The organism is Armatimonas sp. (assembly GCF_031410135.1).
Classification (GTDB): Bacteria; Armatimonadota; Armatimonadia; order Armatimonadales; family Armatimonadaceae; genus Armatimonas.
On the sequence record NZ_JANNYP010000005.1, the window covers coordinates 1 to 19,628 of the forward strand.

The following is a 19,628-nucleotide window of genomic DNA, read 5'->3' on the forward strand; positions in this document are numbered from 1 at the left end:
CATGTCAGAAGGGCTAAAGCACGCCTACCCACTTTTGTCCAACTCATACCTTCTCCATTCGACCAGAACCGATAGGCTTACCGACTTGCTGCCGTAGTCCGTAGTCAATGATCTCATCACTATGCTTTGTAAGATAACCAACCAATAACCATCCGACCGGAGCAAGCTCTGGAGTATGTATCTGTAGCCGAATCAGCGTTCCGAAAACTGAATGACCGTGCGATGCGCTCATCCTGCGAAGGACTTCAACCTAGGCTTGGCGAACGTGCACTCATATGAACAACGAGGAAACACTCACGGCGCTAGTCAACTGGTGTGCAGGTCGCAGTGAGCGACCTGAGCTACCCGCGACCTGGGACGACTCGTGGACCCTGCGCGTGGTTGAGGAAGCGGCGCGACTAGAGCGGGTGGAGCACGCACGCCGGGGCATTCCAGACGAGGTTACCGAGGCGACTCTTCAGGATGTAGGTATTTGGACATGCCACTGTGAACGCACCCGTGGAACGCACGGGATTGCCGATCAGCACCTGGGCTGGTTTAAGCTTCACGCCTCGGGAAAGCTGTGCCGTCTGGGGCGACTTCAGTTCGCCATCGAGACGTATTCCTGGGATGATGTGCCAGGGCTAGTGCAAGGCGATACTGTGCTAGGAATGCATATTCCCGCCGAAGCGCCGCTGGACATAGAGGAGTGCAAGCAGTCCATCGCCGCGGCGTTTCCGTTTTTTGATACCTTTTTCCCGGAGCTACCCCCTGCCAAGGCAATTGTCTGTTCATCGTGGATGCTGGGTGACTGGGTGCCCGATGCGGCGGGTGTTGGGGGGAGCTTAGATCGCTTTCAGCAGCTCTTTCACTTGCTCCCAGGTGGCAATAGCCCCGGAAGCGCTTGCTATTTTGTCTTTGGCTACCGAGAAGTTGACCTAGCCACCGCTCCTCGGGACACTCGGCTGCGACGTAATCTATTGGAGTTGATTGAGGCAGGCAAGCCGGTGAACTCAGGGCGATGCTACTTGCTCCGAGAGGAGGTGTTATGAGCTTTCCGGGAAAGCCCGAGTGGCGGACAATGCTGACCTATGTGGCGGAGCTGCACATCCGAAGTGTCCATCCTGCGGCCCACCACTGGCCGCATCCGTGGGAGGAGATTGGGCGAGGGTACTGCTATGCACCCGCGTTTGGGCACTGGGATATTGTCCATCAGGCAATAGACCAGCTCGCTACCCATCCCGAACACGCGGCCAACCAGCTACGAAACTTACTCGCGGGTCAGCAAGACGATGGCTTTCTCCCTGGTGCAATCTACTTCAAAGACGATAAACCCTGGTGGGGCGAGACTTGGACGCACCCACCGGTCTGGCCGATGGCCGTGGACATGCTCGGCGACTCGGGGCTGATGGCGGAGTTGGCCCCCAAGCTCGTGGCACAGATTAGTTGGTTTGAGCGCAATCGCCGCGCCCACGATGGCGTGGGCTTTTTCTACGCCGATGTGACCGAGCGCAAGTGGGAGAGCGGCGTGGATGAGGGCGTGCGCTTTGATGATGCACCGAAGCAGCGCTTGGCTTGTGTGAATGCCACATCGCATCTCTACGCCTGCTACGAGGCGGCGGCGCGCTGGACGGGCGAGGCGCAGTATAAAGAGAAAGCAGAGCAGCTCGCTGTGTTTATTCAGAAGCGCCTCTATGATCCAAACACGGGGTGGTTTCACGATGCCTGGGACAGCAGGCCGCTGGCGTTTGAGGGAATGTGGCCCATGGTGGTCGGAGCCGCCACCGAGGATCAAGGATGGAGCGTTCTTCAGGCATTTCTCGATCCCACGAAGTTCTTTAGCCCCCACCCGATTCGCACGGTGTCAGCGACCGAAGCCAAACGGGAGAAGCGCATGTGGCGTGGCCCTGCATGGAACTCAATGACTCTCTGGGCAGCGGGTGGTTGTGTGCGCCTCGGGCATCCTGAGGCCGCACGCCAGCTCCTAGAGCCCGCACTCGATAGCTCCGCTCGCTGGTTTGAGGTAACAGGGACGATCTGGGAGTTCTACGATGCGGAGGGCGGCGACCCGCGCGAGGTCGCCCGTAAGCCCCACACCCCCTTTAATCGCCCCTCGCCAGACTACTTAGGACACAACCCGCTCCTCGCTATGGCACGTCTCTGGGAGGAGTGTGAGGAGTAGCGTGGCGAATCTAAGGCCATGCTAAAGATTGCCCACGCCGAGCGCTTTGTGCTCAATGTTCCGTACACACCGCGCTGTGAGGAGTGGAACGCCCTGATGGTGCGACAGTGGCGCGTTGTGGAGATTGTCAAAGTGACGCTCACCGACGGCACCGTGGGCTGGGGCGAGTCGTTGCCGCACTACACCTGGGCAAGAACCAGCGATGCCACGCTGCAAACTATTATCGGGCAGAACGCGCTTTCGCTGATCCACGACGACAGCCTTGGGGCAGGCTTGCAGATTGCGCTCTTAGATGTGGCAGGCAAGGCGCTGGGGCTGCCGGTCTGGGCGCTGGTCGGCGGGCCGCTCCTGCGCGAGGAGACTCCCATCGCTTGGTGGAACACGGAGATGAACCCCGAGGTTCTCGCCGAGGAGGCCAAAGATGCCGTCGCTGCGGGCTACACGTTCCATAAGATCAAGGCCCGCCCGTTTCTGGATACGTTTGCCCAAGTCGAGGCCATCTCCGCCGTCACGCCAAGCCACTTCCGCCTCGACATGGACTTCAACGACCTCCTGCTCCACGCTGGAATCGCCGCCCCGATCTTGCAGGAGCTGGACACCTACGAGAAAGTCGCGCTCTACGAGGGGCCTATTCCGCAACGCGATCTGGAAGGCTACCGGAAGCTGCGCGAGAAGATCGTCAAGCCCATCGCCACCCACGCCGATGTCCCGCCGCTACAGATTGCGCTTCGGGAAGAGAACTGCGACGGCTTTGTCTTATCCGAGTGCGGTCTGAGCAACGCCAAGCGGGTCAATGCGCTCTGCGCTGCGTTTGAGAAGCCCTACTGGCTCCAGGGGGTCGGAGTGGGCCTGATGACTGCCTATCTGACGCACCTCGGAGCTGTGCTCTCCCACGCCCGCTGGCCCGCAGTCACCTGCATGAACAACTACGCCGACGATCTGCTTGTCTCGCCGCTGAAGATCAAAGACGGCTTTGTGGAAGTGCCCATGACACCCGGTCTTGGGGTGGAGTTCGATGAGAGCGTCCTCGAAAAATACGCCATGGAGCCCCCGTATCATCTGCCCGAGCGCCGACATATCGTCACGATTTCCTGGCCGTCGGGCAGACAGATGCACTACGCCTACTTAGTGAACCGCCTCGGCAACCACTCCGCCGTCCCGTTCTCCCACGCCGCCAATGCGTATCATTTAGACACCAACCGCCAGTGCTGGGAGGACTTTCTGCTCGGCAACCAGCCCATCGAGCCACGCGGCGTGCGCCTCTCCGTCTGGAAAGAAGACAACACCGACGAGTGGGTAAAGCTCTACGAACGCTGCTTGCGAGGGCCAGTGCGGGGGTAACCTCTCCCCGCCGCTGAGACGGCGACCGGGGTGCCCTCTGGGCCTGGCTTCGCGAAGAAGGTGATAAACATGATGGAAACACCAATTGTGTGGACAAGAGAAGAAATCGAGAACTGGATAGAAAAAGAAGTCAAACGCGTATGGAAGCATGGGCAAATTTCCCTAGCTAAACTTGGAGATACCCCTGACAGAACATCATTTACAATAGATGGATTGTTCGAGTGTTCAGAAGAAAGGGCCATAGAACTTCATGAAATGTTTAAAAATGAGCATACCCGTTTCCTTATCGAGAGAAATATATTTGGTGAACTATCCTATTCAATCTATGAAAATACAGGCGAGCGCTTACTTCAAAAAAAAGAATTTGAAGCCCGACAATCTTTCTTTCGATCTAAAGGAGGCTATACATCTCTATTTTTTTATGCAAATCAAGACAATACTATTATTTCAGGATGGTCATCTGACTTTTTTTGGGCAAGAAGTGCATCCTATCGAATGTCTCGAACTAAAATTGGGAAGCCAAAAGCTGTTTTCATTAGTGCGTTTTGACTTCTTAATGAATCGGAAAATTCTGGAACGAGACGCTTCGATTGGCGGTTGGGGTTTTCTGGTCGGCAAATAGAGGCTCCAGATCGGCGAACGAAATTTCCCGTTTGGTGATCGTAAAGTCCTGATTCCGAATCGGGACGTTTTGTTTTGGAATGAGGACGCTTCAATCCGCAATCGGGAAAGAAGGATTAACATCCCGGCTCGCTTAGGCTCGCCACCCTTCGGTTTTCGCTCGTCCCTCGCTACGAAGGGTTTGGTGCGCTTGTTAATATCCCTTTCGCTTGCCGAAGGGGTCGCGAACGGTGCGAGCGGGGGGAGGTTAAAAAGCGTTGAGGGGGCAATAATTCCCTGCAACCAGATTCTCTCTTGATGGGTCTTAGGAAGTGACGGGAGAAATTGAGGGGATGACGCTGAAAATTAGCATCCTACCCAAAATATTAGCACCCTTCCGGCAGAGCAGAGAGGCTACCATCAGAATTAGCAAGCTCACCGAAAAAATTAGCAAGCTTCCGTCAGAATTAACATCCTAACGAAAATATTAGCAACATTGTCTCGAAGAAAGGAACCCTACCATGGAAACTGAAGACACAACCGCCCTAGCGCCGACCCCCGCTCCCACGAAGAAAGCACCCGTCCCGCGTGCCGACCAAGACCAGCTCATTGCCAATCGAATCGCAGATACACGCCGGAAGATCACCGCAGTGCTTGCAGACGACGATCTCAAGGCCCGGTTTGCCGCCCGTGGTTGCGACCTTGCGGAGCTAAACGAGGGAATCGCCCACTGCGACGCCACACAAGCGGGCTACGATGCGCGGCAGGTGGCACTGGGCACGGAGAAGGCAGGCTACCAGGCTCTTTCCGACAGTCGTTCAGTAGCTCGCGCCGCCCATGCCGACCTGCGTAGCACCATCAAGCTGGCCTTTCCCCGCGACAAAGTGGCGCAGCAGACACTCGGAGCGACGGGGCGGGTTCCTCTCGATGACGACAAGTTCCTCACGGCAGCACGGGCCGCAGGCCACGCCGCCACGCAGGAGCCCTACGCCGCGACACTGACCAAGCGCGGGCATAAGGCCGTAGCTTACACTGCCACGCTCAGCGCCTTCGACACGGCACGCAATACCGCCCGCGCCGCCGCCGATGCTGCTGTGAGCGCTACCGCCACCCGCGACAGCGCCGACACTGCGCTCCAGACCTGGCTCCTCACCTTCGAGGGAATCATCGCCCTGGAGCTAAAGCGCGATCCCCACCTCGCCACCCGCCTCAGCTAAACCCACTTGCCCCCCTTCGCTTGCCGGTGGGGGTCGCCGTCTAAGCGGCGGGGGGAGGCAAAAAGCGGGGCAAAAATTTGCAAAACACCCTTCTCTGTGGTATGCTCATCAGGTTCGGCGGCGCAAGCTGCCAGAACGGGCGTGCGGCTCACCGCCGGGGGGCGGAAGCGCAGGTCGAAATTAAAAACCCTTTGAGGAGTTATGTAACCCCCATGCCATTACCGTTAGACAAGACCGCAGGCGTTATCGCCGACTACAAGACACATGAGAGCGACACCGGCTCGACCGATGTTCAGATTGCTCTGATGTCGGCTCGTATCAGCCAGCTCACCGAGCACCTGAAGGTCAACAAAAAAGACCACCACTCCCGCCGTGGGATGTTCCTGCTGATCGGACGCCGCAAGCGAATGCTGTCGTATCTGGCCAAGACGGACATCGAGCGCTACCGCATCCTGTGCCAGCGACTTGCCATCCGCACCAAGATTTAAGGGACGCGATAAGCGACCCGAGTACAGAGGGCGCACCGCGAAAACAAAGCGGCGCGCCCTTTGTGCATTCCTGCCCCTTTTGGGCATATTGCGTTGTAAGAAAAGAGTATAAAAATCTATGTCCGTACAATCCGTTGAGTTCACGCTCCCCGATGGGCGCGTGGTCTCCCTTGAGACGGGGAAGCTGGCCAAGCAGGCCAATGGCTCCGTTGTCGTCAAAGTAGGCGATACCTACGTTCTGTGTAATGCCACCATGAGTGGTGAGCCCAAGAGTGGCCTTGACTTCTTCCCCCTGACCTGCGACTTCGAAGAGCGAAAGTACGCCGTTGGCAAGATCCCTGGTGGCTTTGTCAAGCGCGGGGGCCGTCCTTCTGAGAAAGCGATTCTCACCTGCCGCCTGATTGACCGTCCGCTGCGCCCTCTGTTTGACAAGAACATGCGCAACGAGACGCAAGTGATCGTGATGCCTCTCTCCGTTGAGATGGAGAACCTCCCCGATGTCTACGCCGTTCTGGGTGCATCGGCAGCGCTCCATATCTCCGACATTCCGTGGGCCGGGCCGATTGGCTGTGTGCGCGTCGGGATGAACGAGGCGGGCGAGTTCTTGATCAACCCCAGCCAGGATGCCATCGCGGCCAGTGATCTGGACCTGGTTGTCGCCGGAACCGCCAAGGCGATCCTCATGATCGAGGCCGGTGCCAACATGGTCAGCGAGACCAAGATGCTCGAAGCCTTCGATGTCGCCCACGAGGTCATCAAGACCCAGTGCGCCGCGATTGAGAAGCTGCGCGAGCTTGCGGGCAAACCTAAGCGCGAGATCAAGCTGCACGAGTACAACAAGGAGATCCTTGAGGTCATCCGCGCACGCTTCTCCGCCGAGCTACGCGCCGGACTGCAAGATCCCGACAAGGCCAGCCGCGAGGCAGGTCTGACGATCCTGATCAATGGCGTGGTAGACGCGCTCAAGCCCGAGTACCCGGACAACATCGCCGATCTCAAAGAGCTTGCCGATAAAGTGGTCAAGGAGCAGCTCCGCGATCTAATCGTCACCGAGGGCAAGCGTCCCGATGGCCGTGGTACCAAAGACATCCGCGAGATCACCTGTGAAGTGGCGCTCCTGCCGCGTGTGCACGGCACCGGGCTCTTTACCCGTGGCCAGACCCAGGTTCTCACCGCGCTCACGCTCGGCTCGCCGGGCGATGCGCAGATGGTGGACACCCTTGAGGAAGACGGCGAGAAGAAGTACATGCACTTCTACAACTTCCCGCCCTACTCCGTCGGTGAGGCGCGGCCTCTGCGCGGCGCGGGTCGGCGTGAGATCGGCCATGGCGCTCTTGCCGAGCGTGCGCTGGTTCCCGTGCTCCCCGAAGGCAAGGACTGGCCCTACACCATGCTCCTGACCTCCGATGTGATGGAGTCCAACGGCTCGACGTCTATGGCGTCTACCTGTGGCTCGACTCTCGCGCTGATGGACGCGGGCGTTCCGATCAAGGCTCCGGTTGCGGGAATCGCGATGGGCCTGATTAACGAGGGCGACAAGTTCGCCGTTCTGACCGATATCCAGGGCATGGAGGACTTCTCCGGCGACATGGACTTCAAGGTGGCCGGAACCGCCGAGGGCATCACAGCTCTCCAGCTCGACACCAAGATCCAAGGCATCCCGCGTCACGTGTTTGTGGATGCGTTTGAGCAGGCCCGCGTGGCCCGTCTCTATATCCTCGACAAGATTGTCGAGGCGATCCCCGAGCCCCGCACGACGGCAAGCCAGTACGCCCCGCGCATCATCACGGTGCAGATTGATCCTGAGCAGATCGGCATGATCATCGGCCCAGGTGGTAAGACGATCAAGAAGATCACGGCGGACACGGGTGCCAAGATCGACATCGAGCAGAGTGGTCTGGTGCACATCACGGCAGTGGATGGCACTTCCGGAGATGCGGCGCGCGCTATCATCGAGGGCATGACCAAGACGCTCAGCCCCGGCGAGATCTACGATGGTGAGGTAGTTCGCTTCCTCCAGTTCGGCGCGTTTGTCTCGCTGCCGGGTGGCAAGGACGCGCTGGTTCACGTCAGCCAGCTCTCCGATCCGCCCCCGAGCCGTCCTGAGGAGAACCTCAAGATCGGCGACACGATCCGGGTGCGCATCACCGAGATTGACAGCCAGGGCCGTGTGAACGCAACGGCGCGCGATCTGGATACCACGTTTGATGCCGCCAACCCCGAGCCGGGTCGTCCTCCCCGTGGCCCACGCCCCGGCGGTGACCGAGGCGGAGATCGCGGCGGCTTCCGTGGCGGCGGCGATCGTGATCGTGGCCCACGCCCCGGTGGCGGCGGCGGCGGTGACCGTGGTGGCTTCCGTGGCGGAGACCGTGACCGTGGCCCGCGTCGTGAGGACGTCACCGCAGCTTCCCCGGCGCTCGACCCTGTGGTCGAGCCCGTGCAGGAAGACGGCGACGATCTCCCGAAGGCCCGCTTCCGACCGCGTCGCTGATCCCTCCGACCCCAAGCCCCCTCCTCCCGATAACGGGAGGAGGGGGCTTTGTTTTTTCAGGGGCGCAAGGCAAGGAGCCAAGCGATGAGAACGCCGGGCGAGCTCCTCGGAGAAGGGTATAATTTTGGCATGAGCAATCTACTCGCCTATTCCACCCTGGGATGCCCTGCTTGGGATCTGGAGACGATCCTCACCAACACGGTTGCGTTCGGCTACGATGCCATTGAGCTACGGGGCTACCTCGACGTGATGGACTTACCTCTCGCCGCACCGTTTACGCCGGAGAACCGCGCTGAGACACGGCGCAAGCTTACCGATGCCGGGATCGCGGTCTGCTGCGTGTCGTCGTCGGGGGTGGTCGCGCAGGGAAACCTGGATCATGTCAAGAGACACTGCGAGCTGGCACACGAGCTAGGAGCCCCGCATGTCCGCATCTTTGGTGGCAAGCCTGAGAGCAGCGAGAGTGCCCTTACCAACCTGGCCGCGTTTGGGGATGCCGCCGCCGATGCGGGCGTGAGCCTGGTGCTCGAAACCCACGATGACTTCTCGACCGGTGAGACCGTCGCCGCGCTGCTGAGCGAAGCGGCCCATCCCGCAGTCTTCTCGCTCTGGGATCTGCACCACCCGTACCGCCAGGGCGAGGCGATGGAAGACACCCATCGCCTGCTCGCCCCGACGCTCCGCCATATCCACATCAAGGATGGGGTTGCGGGCACGGGCTACACCCTGCTCGGCGAGGGCGATATCCCCGTCTTCCCGATGCTCGCGCTCGCTCTAGACTCTGGCTACACCGGGGCGATCTCGCTGGAGTGGGAGAAGCGCTGGCACCCCGAAATCTCCGATCCCGAGCTCGCCTTCCCGCAGTACGCCAGCGCCGTTCGCACCTGGCTCAAAACTAGGTAAACTACTTCCATGGCATTCCTTGACTACCACTACTTTTCACAAGCACTCGGCAAGCAGACTGCCGCCTATGTCCTGCTCCCCGAGACCGGCGACGGCCCGTTTCCGGTGCTCTATCTCCTCCACGGCCTCTCGGACAACCACACGATCTGGCTACGGCGCACCGGCATTGAGCGCTATGTCGCCAGCCTTGGGGTGATCGTGGTGATGCCCGATGGAGGCCGTGGCTTCTACACCGATGCCGCCGAGGGCTATGCCTACGGAAAGGCGATCGGGGAAGAGCTGGTGGCACGGATAGATAAGACCTTCCCCACACAAGCCAGCCGCGAGGGCCGTGTGATCGCGGGGCTCTCGATGGGCGGCTATGGTGCAGCGCGGCTGGCACTGTCCTACCCCGAGACGTTTCGCGCCACGCACAGCCTCTCCGGCGCACTGGGCTTTGGTCACACAGACCCCAACCCTGACGATGCCCGAATACCGGAGTTTCAGCGCATCGTCGGGAAGGACTACAAGGGCAGTGACCACGATCTCTATGCCCTCGCCCTCAAAAACAAAGCTGCAAACACCCTCCCCGCCCTGCGCATAGACTGCGGCACCGAGGACTTTCTGCTAGAGGACAACCGCGCCTTCACCCAGTTTCTCACCGAGAATAACATCCCGCATGAGTATGAAGAGTTTCCCGGTGCACACACCTGGGACTACTGGGACATCCACATCCAGGATGCCCTGAAGTTCTTCTTCCCTGCCTGATTCTCACGGTACGCCGGAACCACGAGGGTTCCGGCTTAAGAGGGCGACGGCTACCTTCATAGCCAACTGAGCTTAGTGCTCGCGAAGGCGAGCGTCGCCCTCTTAAGCCCAGAGACTTGTTCTCAGGGGCTTACGGGGTTCTTAGGGGTTGCCTCTGGACACTTTTGCAGGCGGTATAATTAACCTTATGCTCCGCTCCCTCACCTTAGCCCTCGTCGCCTGCTGTATCGCTCTGTCTGCCCATGCCCAAAAGCCCGTGTCCCCGGCGGAGAAAGGCGCCTACTATGCGATCTACCTGAAGGACATCAAGCTGGGGCACATGTACCAGGAGAAGGACACGAAGGCGACGTACAACGGCAAGCCCGCCAACAAGCTCACGGCGCGCTCGGTCATGAACATCGGCATGATGGGCTCTGATAGCACTATCAAGACCAACGCGACGGTCTTTATGAACGCCAAGACCGGCGCGACTCTCTCTGAGGACTCGACCACCGATGCATCGGGCCGCGTCACCACGGTGAAGGCCACGTACACAGAGCGCTCGGTGAGCTACCTCGCGGATATTCAGGGAACGAAGAAGTCGGGGACACTTACACTCAAGCCCGGCGAGACGTTTCTGCGCGACCCTTCGGACACTCCCGGTCAGAAGCCTGTTGCTGGCACACGTATCAAGGGGAAGTCTTTCTCAGCAGACACACAGACCCTCGTGGACACCGAGATTGTCGTCAGTGAGAAAGAGCTGATTGTCGTTGGAGGGAAGTCTGTGATGGCCTACAAGATCCAGTCCCTGGGTGTAGTTCCCTCTACAACTTTCGTGGACGACTCGGGCGCCATGCTCCTGACCCGCGTTTCATTGGGAATCGAGATACGCCGCGTCCCTCGTGAGGTAGCGCTCGCCCCTAATGGCAAGGGAGATCTGGCGGAGCTGGTGGGAGCACGCCCAACAGGAATATCGCTGGAAAAAATCGCCCGGACATCGCGTAGTGCCACGTATGAGCTCGGCAATGTCACCCGCCCCCTACCCGCCAATAACTCCGTCCAGCGCTGGGAGGAGCTTCCCCTTCCCGGAAAAGAGAAGAGCGAAAAGACGCTCAAGATCATAGTCACCAGCTTGGACCTTCCAACCAGCACCACGGTTGCGCTCTTTGCCACCCCCGGCGCAGCCCCCGAGCGCCTGCGCCGGTTCTTGAAGTCTACCGAGTATGTCCCCAGTACCGATGCCTCATTTGTCGCGCTCGCCCGGCAAGTGATTGGCAGTGAGACAGACGCTGCCCGCGTGGCCGAGCTTCTGGCGACGCACACGCATAAGACCATCAAGCCCGATCCCAGTATCGCCGCAGTTCGAACGGCGGGCGACATCCGCAAAGATCCGCGTGGGGTATGCCGCGACTACACAACCTACTTTGCAACACTCGCCCGCGCCGTCGGGCTTCCCACCAAGCAGTGCACCGGAATCGCCTACGCAAACGGCCTCTTTCTCTACCACGCTTGGCCGGAAGTCTGGCTGGGAACCGATGAGAACGATGCCGACCTCTGGGTTGCCCTAGAGCCGACCTGGGGAGCCCCGTTTGCCGATGCCACGCACCTAAAGCTCACCGAAGGCGAGATCACGGATGTGGCTAGTATCGCCGCCGACATGGGCCGCTACACTGTTAAAGTCCTGAGCGTTCAGTGATCCTGAATCCATTCCCGTACCCATCCTGCATTTTGAACCCATCCCCCTGGCCCCCTTCCCTCTACGAAGGAAGGGGGACGGGGGGATGGGTTTTCCAGCCTCTCTTAACCCTCCCTGCCCTGAGGGAGGGTGGCTCGGAGAGAGGAACGAATGGAGAGCTGGGTGGGTCCGACGGGTGGGCGAAATGATCCGTGGGACGACGCGGGTTTGTGGCGTCTGGGGCTGGCCGGTCAAGCACTCCGCCTCCCCGGCCATGCACAACGCTGCTTTTGCCGAGCTTGGTCTGGATATCGCCTATGTCCCGTTTTCCGTAGCCCCGGAGCAGCTCCAAGCCGCCGTCGCCGGTGTGCGTGCACTTGATCTACTGGGCATCAATGTGACGGTGCCTCATAAAGAGCGCGTTCCTGAGTTTCTGGAAAAGCTCACCGACCGTGCCGCAAGGCTGGGGGCAGTGAACACTCTCTTCTGGGACGGCGACACGCTCTGCGGCGACTCCACGGACGGGCCGGGTTTTCTGGCCGCACTCAACCAAGCAGAGTTTACGATCACTCCGGGGATGCAGGCCGTGGTGCTGGGTGCGGGAGGCAGTGCTCGTGCTGTGGTGGATGCGCTGGTGCAGTCGGGGGTGAGAGTGATTGTCGCCAATCGCACGATCGAGAGAGCCCAAGAGCTGGTGGATAGCTTTGGTGCACGTGAGGCGATTGCTCTCACCGAAGACGCGCTCCGCCCCGCACTGAAAACCGCCCAGCTTCTGGTCAACACGACCAGCATTGGGATGCATCCTCATGAATCCGAGTGCCCTCCGGTTCCGATCGATGCGCTTCACCCCAGGCTATTTGTCAGCGATCTTATCTACAATCCCGCACAGACCCGCCTACTGGCACTTGCTCAGGCTCAGGGTTGCCGCACCCAGAATGGCATCGAGATGCTGGTGCAGCAAGGAGCACTGGCCTTCACCCGCTGGACAGGTAAGCCTGCGCCCACCGAAATTATGCGGCGAACCGTGGAACAATTACGGGGAAAAACCGATACAATACAGAGAACTCTATGACCAGCCTGACCGAACGCTTCACTGCCTACTTGGATGATGCCAAGCCCATCACAGACAACCGCCCCACACGAGGCATCTTAGGTATTATTGCGGGGATTCTCACCCTGGGTATCGCCGTTGCACTCGCCTATTTCTGGCGTAAGTTGGTGGCCGCTCCGTTCTTACCGCTTGGTCTGTGGCTCATCGGCTGGGGAGTCTGGCAGCTCGTCGCCGTCCGCCGAGATCAGAGGCTTGCAACGACAGTTCGTCGTATTGTGGAGCGAGGCCAGCGTGTCAACGCCTATCTGGTGCGTGCCCACGATGCTCTCTACCGCCCTGGCTCGCACGTCCAGCCCTGCCAGGTGCTCATCAGCTTCCAGCCGGAAGTCTCGGGAGATAAAGACTACATGCTCCATCTGGCCCAGCGCTGGGCGGAGCAGACCCGCGACCGGGATCGGAAAGTGCGCTACCGCCGCCGCCAGCTCCCCCTCACGCTCACCGATGGCTCCGAAGTCTTCTGCTGTGATCTGTTTCTGCACCCTGGGATGCTCTCGTCGGGTTATCTCACCAGCATGGTTCTCCCCTGCGTCGCGGAGTACGGTGAGCAAGCAGGTATCGAGCTAATCCCCTACTGGCTCCTCTTTCCCTATGTCGAGTCGCCCCTCAGCCAGCGCCAGCGGGTGTAAAATCGAATGAATATCGAAGCCATTCGGGCGGGGATGCCAGCCCTCACCGAGAGTTTACAGGTCAACTCTGGCACCAAGGGGATCTGCGCCGCACCAGTTGTGGAGGCACTGCTGGAGAACACGCGACGCGTGGAATACGGCGGGTATCTCGGCTACTGCGAGATGCAAGAAAAAGCGGCTCACGCCAAGACCCGCCTAGCAGACTTCTTCGGCTGCGATGAGACTGAGCTGGCCTTCACGGGCAATGCAAGTGTCAGCTTGAACGTCGCCCTTGCCCTCCCCTGGGAGCACTGGGGAGGGCAAGTGGATGTGCTGATCTCCGACCACGAGTACCCCACCACCAACATGGTCTTTGGTTACTTAGAGAAAATCGGCAAGGCACGCCTGATCCGCTATACTCTCTCGGAAGACTGGGATGTCATGCAGGAGTCGCTGGAGCAGAGCGTGACGGCAAGCACAAAACTGCTTGTCGCCTCCCATGTCTGTTGTAACACGGGCCTACGCACCGATACCAAAGCTCTTTCGGACTGGGCACGTGCGCGGGGAATCGTCAGCTTCATAGATGGTGCCCAGGCCGCAGGACAGTTTCCAATTGACCTCCATGCCCTTGGCTGCGACCTCTACATCACCAACGGTCACAAGTGGCTCTTCGGCCCCAACGGTGTCGGGTTGCTCTACGTGAAGTCTGGCTTTGAAACGGAGCTGACACCGACGATGGTCGGAATGGGAACAATGGATTTTTCCCAGCACGGCACGTGGACTCCGGGCGCGCACCGCTTCGAGCTAACCGCAACAAGACCCGCGCAAGTGCTGACGACGATGCACGCGGCCCTCGACTGGCTGGAGGAACTCGGCTTTGAAAACATCTGGGCACGTCAAAAAAACCTCACGGCCTACGTCAAGCAGCGTATTCTAGAGATGCCGGAGCGCTTCACCCTACTCACGCCGTTGGAATTTGAGAAGTCTTCGGCGCTGGCTAGCATCAAGATCACGGGAAAAACGGGGGATCAGATCGGAGCGTTTGCCGCCAAGATGCTCCAGGAAAAACGAGCCTTCCTCCGCCCCGTCCCGGAGTTCAATGCCCTGCGCCTCTCGATGGCCTACTACAACACCGAAGCGGACTTCGAACGGGCATTTGAAATGCTGAAAGAGATGTAGGCAAGTAGCGCCAGTCCGGCAAGTACCAATCCGAACTTCACGGAGTCGGGCACGGTTCGGTCAGGGGTGGGAGCGTCTTGGCCACGGGCGTTGTGGTAGATCACCATGTCCGTCCCCAAGTAGGCGACGGGCAGCTCGGTGGTGATTTCGCGATTGGGAGCAACGACAATGAACTTTGCCCCCAGTGCGACGGCGGCTTCAATACTCTTAATGAAGACGATATTGCCGTTCTCATCTGGGCTGGGATTACGTCCCGTCGCGGCCTCGATCCTATCCTTGGACTTTTTATAGAACAGCGAGTCGTAGCCCGCCAAATCATGAAGACCGTAGACCGTGAGGGAGTTGGGCGGCAAGACGGCGTTTTTGGGCGGCAGGTGGATGATGCTCCAGCGGTCGTTGATCGGGGCAATCAGCGCGTCTTTGGCATTTTGCTGGAGCCAAGCGACTCCAGGCGTGATGGGATAGACCTCGCGTGCGGGAGCCGTCGTGTTGTACCCCCAGCCCCAGGAGAGTAAGTCTAGGAGTGCAATCCCAACAGCCACGGGGCGCACCAGACTCTGGCGTGGCCCGAGAAACAGAATGACGGCACCAAGCGTGAGCCAGATGAGAGCGATTAGGAGCCCTGGCTGAGCCTCCGCGAACGCAGTACTCCAATTGGAGCCTGCGTAGCGCATTGCAAGAGTGAGGCCAATTGCCATCGAGAAAATCACCCCCACCAAGACGCCACCGCGGAGTCGCACGGAAGTTGTCTTGAGAGCATCTAGGCCAAAGCCTGCCAGCAGCGCAAGGGCAAACGCGGAGACAACAAGCACGCGGGCGGGATTGTCGGTCTGCGCCCAGCCCGGTATGAGAAAGAAAAACGGGAGATTAGCCCACGTCCCAAAGGCCATCAGGAGGGTGTAGAGAGCTAGAAAGGCGAAAAAGCGTGCGGAACGAGCGGCAAAGGCACCGAGCAGGGCCAGCAGCAGTGGGACGATCCCCACGTAGTTGGCCCACTCCGCGTAGTTGTTAAGCAAAACGTTGCCATCGGGGAAGTGATTGGCATTCCAGTAGATACCCGCTCCCTGCGACGGATTCCCAAAGAAATTCGGGACAGTAAAGGTCAGCAGGCTCTGTGGAGGTAGACCATAGGCGCTCTTCGTGGCGAACAGCGCCAGATCGGGCCGTCCATTAGCCGCGCGATGCGATTGTTTGGAGAGCTCCAGTGAGGGAAGTACTTGAGGCGCTGAGAGGCAAAGTGCGAGAGCACCTGCTGCGATCAGGCCTCCCCAGCCACGTTTTTGGCGACCATGAAGCGTGATAGCGTAGGCACTGGCACTAAGCAGTACAAAAAGCGCCACTTGCAGGTGCCCCGAGAGAAGAATGAGCCCACCGAAAAGTCCGGATTGAAGCACCTTCCTTTGGCGAATGGCACGCAGGAGCCAGGGTAGCCATGCAGCCGCACAAAGAAATGTCGGGAGTGCCATCCAGCAGATCACCGGAGCAGAGAGACAGAATGTCGTCACGGAGAGGAGTGCTCCCGTGCGGGAGATGGCTAGCTCTCGGGCGAGGCGGTAGATACCCACTGCGGCCAGGAGCAAGTGTAGCGCCGCCGAGGCCCCAAAGCCCCACACAACATTCCTCTCGCCGAGTAACGCCAGCACGAGATTGGGGGGATAGAGCGGAGCGGACTGGGAGTTGGCTAGGAGTGGTGTCCCACCCTCCGCAGAGAAGGCGTAGGGATTGACAAGAGGCAAGTGCCCTGCCTGCCACTCACGGACGGTCTGGAGTCGCCAGGGATAGAACTGCGTGATGCCATCAAAACGTAAGACATTCCACGTATTCGTTGCCCGGGTTTCACTTTGCCACGGAGAAAGAGATTGGAGCTGATCGGTAGGCAGAAAAGCCTCACCGAGAAAGAGCGGTCTGTGGAAGAGGAGCAGAGGAAGAAGTAGCAGAAATGCCACCACAAGACCGCGTTGTTTCACGGCTAAAAATCTTTGAGGAAGTCGAGTTGCTGCTGAGCATCGTCATTAAAGGGGTCTGCCTTGAGAACCCATAAAAACATCTGCTTGGCCCGCTCAAACTCTCCAAACATCGCCAAGGCTTTTCCGTAGCTGATGATATAGAGCAAGTTATGAGGAGCCAGCTTGCACGCGTACTCCAGAGTCGGCAGACAGTCATCTGTCACCTGGAAACTAAAGACCAGCCCGAGCTCGTGGTAAGCGTCCGCATTGTTAGGCTGCTCCGAGATCACGGATTTGAACAGCGATACCGCTTCATCGTACTCCCCGTTGATTCGATGCTGAACCGCTTTCTGGAACCGTGCCACCACGTCTTCCGCCATGCACCCATCCTTCCGCACCACACCTATATTTCTAGGATTGTGGAATTTTACGCAGAGTATACCTTGACCTGCTCTGTGACAGCAAGCGCTTTGCCAACACAATACGACTTAAAAACGCAGCTCCGAGAGATCAGCATCCCCGACAACCACACAGGCGACTTTACGCTTGATGCGCGCCAGCGCGTTGTCCACGGACTTGGTTTTACAGGAGAGCTCATCGGCGATCTCACGGTAGGATTTACCCAACTGGTACCCCGAGAGCACCATCCACTCGAAGTCCGAAAGTAGACGCTGGAGATTATCCCTCAACTCACGGGTATCCTCGCAGCGCAGAACCACTTCTTCGGGATCCATCGCATTCTCACTAGTGAGCACTTCGGAGAGGTTCCAGTCGGCGAGGGGATCCTCCGAGGGGCTTTCCAGAGAAAGCGATGTGTTCAATGGTTGCTGTTTCTGGCGAGTGGCTGTTTTAATCGCCGTAATGATATGTCGCTGGATACAGACCTTGGCAAAGGCGGGAAAAGAGATGGCTTTATCGCAGCGGAAGTCCACCACGGCCTGCCAGAGCCCAATCATCCCGACTTGGAGCAAGTCATCTTTTTCCGCACCTACCAAAAAATAGGACTTGACCTTGGTTTTAACTAAGTTGCGATACTTATAGAGCAGGTACTCTGCGGCTTCCGCTTCGCCTCCCTGGGCTCGTGTCACAATCTCGCGATCAGAAAACTCGGCGTACCGAAGTAGACTGGTGCGAGGGAAATCTATACCGGCTCTCGTCGTGGATGTCACGCGACGTTGTCCTCACTACGTTTTGTGGGATAATGAAAAGTCATCAGCTTGGGTTACTGGGGAAATTGTCCCCATCTGAGGTCACTGCCTGCTTCCATGCTGTTGGCTATTCATTCCTCACCCCGCATTATACACACACATGCCACAGGTATCAAGAAAAAAATCAACAGATTTTGAAGGATTCTTTTCCAACAGGACTCTGACTAGGAGAACGATGCCCGTTTCTTCGGATGACACGAGATGGCCTACTCTATGACCGGCACCAGCACTCCCTCAGCCACGACTGAGGCGGAATCTCCTCGCCATGTAAGTTTTCATGGAGATGCCGAGCTGGCACGCCGCGCTGCCGAGGGAGACGCAGGCGCTTTCCGACTTCTGGTGGCACGCTACCAGCGCCCGATGGCCGCCCTGGTCTCTCGTATGACCCGCCGCTCAGATGATGTAGACGATATCGTTCAGGAACTTTTTTTACGCGCCTGGCGTGGCCTGCCACGCTTTCGTGGAGAGAGTCAGTTCTCTACCTGGCTCTACAGGATCGCAGTTAATACAGCCATAAAGTACAAGCAGCGCTCCAAGTCTGAACTTCAGCAGGCTCTGCCCACTGATGAGACGGGCGGGGGACTTGAGGCGCTCCAGGCTTCGGAGGAGAGTGATCCGGAGGCCCTGGCACAAAAGGCGGAGCGAGAACAACAGCTCCGCAATGCCGTGATGCACCTGCCCGAAAAGCAGCGCATCGTGGTTCAACTACATTACTTTGATGGAAAATCGTGCGAGGAGATCAGCCTGATCGTGGGCTGCTCCGTGGGCACTGTCTGGTCTCGGCTACACTACGCCTGTAAGCGGCTGCGGTCGGTTCTAGGAGAAGCATTTTAACTATGGGCATCTTTTGCCTCTTTTATCAAAACAAACTGGCGGCCCTTGCCTCGCAAGAGCTACCCGAGGGCCTGGCAAGTCGCGTCGAGCGGCACCTGCACTCCTGCCCTGACTGCCTGAGTGAGTGGGCAGCCCAAGAGCGGATGGCGACTTGTTTACGTGGAGCCTCCCTGGAGGTACAGTCCCCTGCTCCCTTGCTCTGGGAGCGACTTGAGGCCGCGATTCAAGCAGAGGCTGATGAGGCTCCTGTCGCCGCTCCGACGCCCCGCCCGCTCCGTCGCTTGGCTCCACTGGGTGGTATGGCTCTGGCAGGGGCAGCGGCGGCGGCGGTCTTTGTAGTTCGTGCACCGCATAAAACACCGGCTCTCTCCCCGACGCCTCCGACGCCTGTTTTCGTGGCGAAGCTTTCGTCCACGCCAGAGCCACTCCCAAGCCCGACTCCTAAGCCCGTTACCGCGATCCAGTTGGCACGGCAGAGCGAGAAGCTAACTCCTCCCAAAACCCCAGTAGCAGCTCCGGATCCCTTTCGTAAGCAACGGCCACATGTCGCCAGTAGCCCATACCATGTTATTCGTCCTGTGATTGCGCGCCGAAAGCGTCTCCCCGAGCCAGCTGAGCGGGAGACAGAGATTTCCTCACCAACGCGGCGACATGCGGTTGCAGTGATGGAAGTGGGAATGAATCGGATTACAGAAGAGGCACAGACGGCAGAGCTGAACCGCCAGGTTACCGAGACAGAGCTCCGTGAGCCCAGTGCCCTCCAGCGAGCAGCGTTTGCCCCCACCGATGCGATGTCTAATGCACAGCACACCAGGAGTCTTTTCCAATGACCCCCGCACTCGTTCAACAAGTAAATATCCGCCCCGCCGGACTCTCGACCGCGACATTAGGCTATCTCGCAAAAGGCGACCAGAGTATGCGCCTAGGAGAGTTCTCCGAGGCAGTTCAGAACTATGCCCATGCCGTCGAGCTGGCCCCAAATTCCTTGCTTGCTCGCTGGTCGCTAGGAGTGGCCCTCTCGGGGATGCGGCGCTTCGAGCTGGCAGTCAAGCAGTACCGGGAAGCGACGCGAATCGCGGAAGATGATCTGATTACGTCGCTCTTGCTCCAGGGGGCGCTGCAGGAATACGGAGATCGGGGAGC

At 58.9% G+C, this 19,628-nt stretch carries 18 protein-coding genes and 1 pseudogene; 16 read left to right on the top strand and 3 right to left on the bottom strand.

The features are described from left to right. Nucleotides 1-275 precede the first annotated feature (275 nt). The 13 genes from RMO15_RS00135 (at nt 276) to RMO15_RS00195 (ending at nt 14,497) form a co-directional block, all read left to right on the top strand. Nucleotides 276-1,031 (top strand): acyltransferase domain-containing protein, encoded by a 756-nt coding sequence (locus RMO15_RS00135; RefSeq protein WP_309706725.1) that lies wholly within the window; start codon nt 276-278, stop codon nt 1,029-1,031. Beyond that, entirely contained in the window at nt 1,028-2,161 is a 1,134-nt protein-coding gene (locus RMO15_RS00140; protein WP_309706727.1) for a trehalase family glycosidase, read from the top strand. Before RMO15_RS00135 ends, RMO15_RS00140 begins: the two co-directional genes overlap by 4 nt. A gap of 18 nt (nt 2,162-2,179) precedes the next feature. Further along, nucleotides 2,180-3,502 carry a mandelate racemase/muconate lactonizing enzyme family protein gene (locus tag RMO15_RS00145; protein WP_309706729.1) on the top strand — a complete coding sequence of 441 codons (1,323 nt, stop codon included), beginning with the start codon at nt 2,180-2,182 and terminating at the stop codon, nt 3,500-3,502. Between the two features lie 69 nt (nt 3,503-3,571). Next, the gene (locus RMO15_RS00150) at nt 3,572-4,051 is read left to right on the top strand and encodes a hypothetical protein (RefSeq protein ID WP_309706731.1); all 480 of its coding nucleotides are present in this window, start codon (nt 3,572-3,574) and stop codon (nt 4,049-4,051) included. Between the two features lie 572 nt (nt 4,052-4,623). Then, nucleotides 4,624-5,319, top strand: coding sequence for a hypothetical protein (locus RMO15_RS00155; protein ID WP_309706733.1), 696 nt, complete (start codon nt 4,624-4,626; stop codon nt 5,317-5,319). Nucleotides 5,320-5,531: 212 nt separating this feature from the next. Further along, on the top strand, nt 5,532-5,807 hold the full coding sequence (rpsO, locus tag RMO15_RS00160) for a 30S ribosomal protein S15 (protein WP_309706734.1): 276 nt from the start codon (nt 5,532-5,534) through the stop codon (nt 5,805-5,807). 118 nt (nt 5,808-5,925) lie between these two features. After that, nucleotides 5,926-8,298, top strand: a complete 2,373-nt coding sequence (locus tag RMO15_RS00165) for a polyribonucleotide nucleotidyltransferase (RefSeq protein ID WP_309706737.1) — start codon at nt 5,926-5,928, stop codon at nt 8,296-8,298. 129 nt (nt 8,299-8,427) lie between these two features. Then, complete coding sequence (locus RMO15_RS00170) at nt 8,428-9,201, top strand: sugar phosphate isomerase/epimerase family protein (protein WP_309706739.1); 774 nt, start codon at nt 8,428-8,430, stop codon at nt 9,199-9,201. Nucleotides 9,202-9,210: 9 nt separating this feature from the next. After that, entirely contained in the window at nt 9,211-9,948 is a 738-nt protein-coding gene (locus RMO15_RS00175) for an alpha/beta hydrolase family protein (protein ID WP_309706741.1), read from the top strand. Between the two features lie 187 nt (nt 9,949-10,135). Continuing rightward, nucleotides 10,136-11,623, top strand: coding sequence for a transglutaminase-like domain-containing protein (locus RMO15_RS00180; protein ID WP_309706743.1), 1,488 nt, complete (start codon nt 10,136-10,138; stop codon nt 11,621-11,623). A 184-nt stretch (nt 11,624-11,807) separates the two neighbouring features. Further along, a complete protein-coding gene (aroE, locus tag RMO15_RS00185; protein WP_309706762.1) occupies nt 11,808-12,674 on the top strand; it encodes a shikimate dehydrogenase in 867 nt (288 codons plus the stop codon). Next, a complete protein-coding gene (locus tag RMO15_RS00190; protein ID WP_309706745.1) occupies nt 12,671-13,339 on the top strand; it encodes a hypothetical protein in 669 nt (222 codons plus the stop codon). The genes aroE and RMO15_RS00190 overlap by 4 nt, the downstream gene beginning before the upstream one ends. Nucleotides 13,340-13,345: 6 nt before the next feature. Then, complete coding sequence (locus RMO15_RS00195; RefSeq protein ID WP_309706747.1) at nt 13,346-14,497, top strand: aminotransferase class V-fold PLP-dependent enzyme; 1,152 nt, start codon at nt 13,346-13,348, stop codon at nt 14,495-14,497. Here the strand turns inward: RMO15_RS00195 and RMO15_RS00200 are convergent. From RMO15_RS00200 to sigH, 3 genes are all read right to left on the bottom strand, one after another. Then, nucleotides 14,443-16,464 carry a hypothetical protein gene (locus RMO15_RS00200; RefSeq protein ID WP_309706750.1) on the bottom strand — a complete coding sequence of 674 codons (2,022 nt, stop codon included), beginning with the start codon at nt 16,462-16,464 and terminating at the stop codon, nt 14,443-14,445. The genes RMO15_RS00195 and RMO15_RS00200 overlap by 55 nt on opposite strands. Before the next feature lie 2 nt (nt 16,465-16,466). Further along, a complete protein-coding gene (locus RMO15_RS00205; protein ID WP_309706752.1) occupies nt 16,467-16,823 on the bottom strand; it encodes a hypothetical protein in 357 nt (118 codons plus the stop codon). 108 nt (nt 16,824-16,931) lie between these two features. Beyond that, on the bottom strand, nt 16,932-17,612 hold the full coding sequence (sigH, locus tag RMO15_RS00210; protein WP_309706754.1) for an RNA polymerase sporulation sigma factor SigH: 681 nt from the start codon (nt 17,610-17,612) through the stop codon (nt 16,932-16,934). 240 nt (nt 17,613-17,852) lie between these two features. Between sigH and RMO15_RS00215 the strand changes: the two genes are divergently transcribed. The 3 genes and pseudogenes from RMO15_RS00215 to RMO15_RS00225 form a co-directional block, all read left to right on the top strand. Continuing rightward, nucleotides 17,853-18,485 (top strand): sigma-70 family RNA polymerase sigma factor, encoded by a 633-nt coding sequence (locus tag RMO15_RS00215; protein ID WP_309706756.1) that lies wholly within the window; start codon nt 17,853-17,855, stop codon nt 18,483-18,485. Nucleotides 18,486-18,487: 2 nt separating this feature from the next. Beyond that, entirely contained in the window at nt 18,488-19,315 is an 828-nt protein-coding gene (locus tag RMO15_RS00220; RefSeq protein ID WP_309706758.1) for a zf-HC2 domain-containing protein, read from the top strand. Then, nucleotides 19,312-19,628, top strand: a pseudogene (locus RMO15_RS00225) (hypothetical protein); the annotation flags it as partial. The gene RMO15_RS00220 and the pseudogene RMO15_RS00225, both read left to right, overlap by 4 nt.

What these genes read in the sequence shown, in the direction of transcription:
- RMO15_RS00150 (WP_309706731.1), top strand. Translation starts at nt 3,572, where the DNA reads ATGATGGAAACACCAATTGTGTGGACAAGAGAAGAAATCGAGAACTGG.
- RMO15_RS00165 (WP_309706737.1), top strand. Translation starts at nt 5,926, where the DNA reads ATGTCCGTACAATCCGTTGAGTTCACGCTCCCCGATGGGCGCGTGGTC.
- RMO15_RS00195 (WP_309706747.1), top strand. Translation starts at nt 13,346, where the DNA reads ATGAATATCGAAGCCATTCGGGCGGGGATGCCAGCCCTCACCGAGAGT.
- RMO15_RS00190 (WP_309706745.1), top strand. Translation starts at nt 12,671, where the DNA reads ATGACCAGCCTGACCGAACGCTTCACTGCCTACTTGGATGATGCCAAG.
- RMO15_RS00135 (WP_309706725.1), top strand. Translation starts at nt 276, where the DNA reads ATGAACAACGAGGAAACACTCACGGCGCTAGTCAACTGGTGTGCAGGT.
- RMO15_RS00215 (WP_309706756.1), top strand. Translation starts at nt 17,853, where the DNA reads ATGGCCTACTCTATGACCGGCACCAGCACTCCCTCAGCCACGACTGAG.
- aroE (WP_309706762.1), top strand. Translation starts at nt 11,808, where the DNA reads ATGATCCGTGGGACGACGCGGGTTTGTGGCGTCTGGGGCTGGCCGGTC.
- RMO15_RS00145 (WP_309706729.1), top strand. Translation starts at nt 2,180, where the DNA reads ATGCTAAAGATTGCCCACGCCGAGCGCTTTGTGCTCAATGTTCCGTAC.
- RMO15_RS00180 (WP_309706743.1), top strand. Translation starts at nt 10,136, where the DNA reads ATGCTCCGCTCCCTCACCTTAGCCCTCGTCGCCTGCTGTATCGCTCTG.
- RMO15_RS00220 (WP_309706758.1), top strand. Translation starts at nt 18,488, where the DNA reads ATGGGCATCTTTTGCCTCTTTTATCAAAACAAACTGGCGGCCCTTGCC.
- RMO15_RS00175 (WP_309706741.1), top strand. Translation starts at nt 9,211, where the DNA reads ATGGCATTCCTTGACTACCACTACTTTTCACAAGCACTCGGCAAGCAG.
- RMO15_RS00170 (WP_309706739.1), top strand. Translation starts at nt 8,428, where the DNA reads ATGAGCAATCTACTCGCCTATTCCACCCTGGGATGCCCTGCTTGGGAT.
- RMO15_RS00140 (WP_309706727.1), top strand. Translation starts at nt 1,028, where the DNA reads ATGAGCTTTCCGGGAAAGCCCGAGTGGCGGACAATGCTGACCTATGTG.
- rpsO (WP_309706734.1), top strand. Translation starts at nt 5,532, where the DNA reads ATGCCATTACCGTTAGACAAGACCGCAGGCGTTATCGCCGACTACAAG.
- RMO15_RS00205 (WP_309706752.1), bottom strand. Translation starts at nt 16,823, where the DNA reads ATGGCGGAAGACGTGGTGGCACGGTTCCAGAAAGCGGTTCAGCATCGA.
- RMO15_RS00155 (WP_309706733.1), top strand. Translation starts at nt 4,624, where the DNA reads ATGGAAACTGAAGACACAACCGCCCTAGCGCCGACCCCCGCTCCCACG.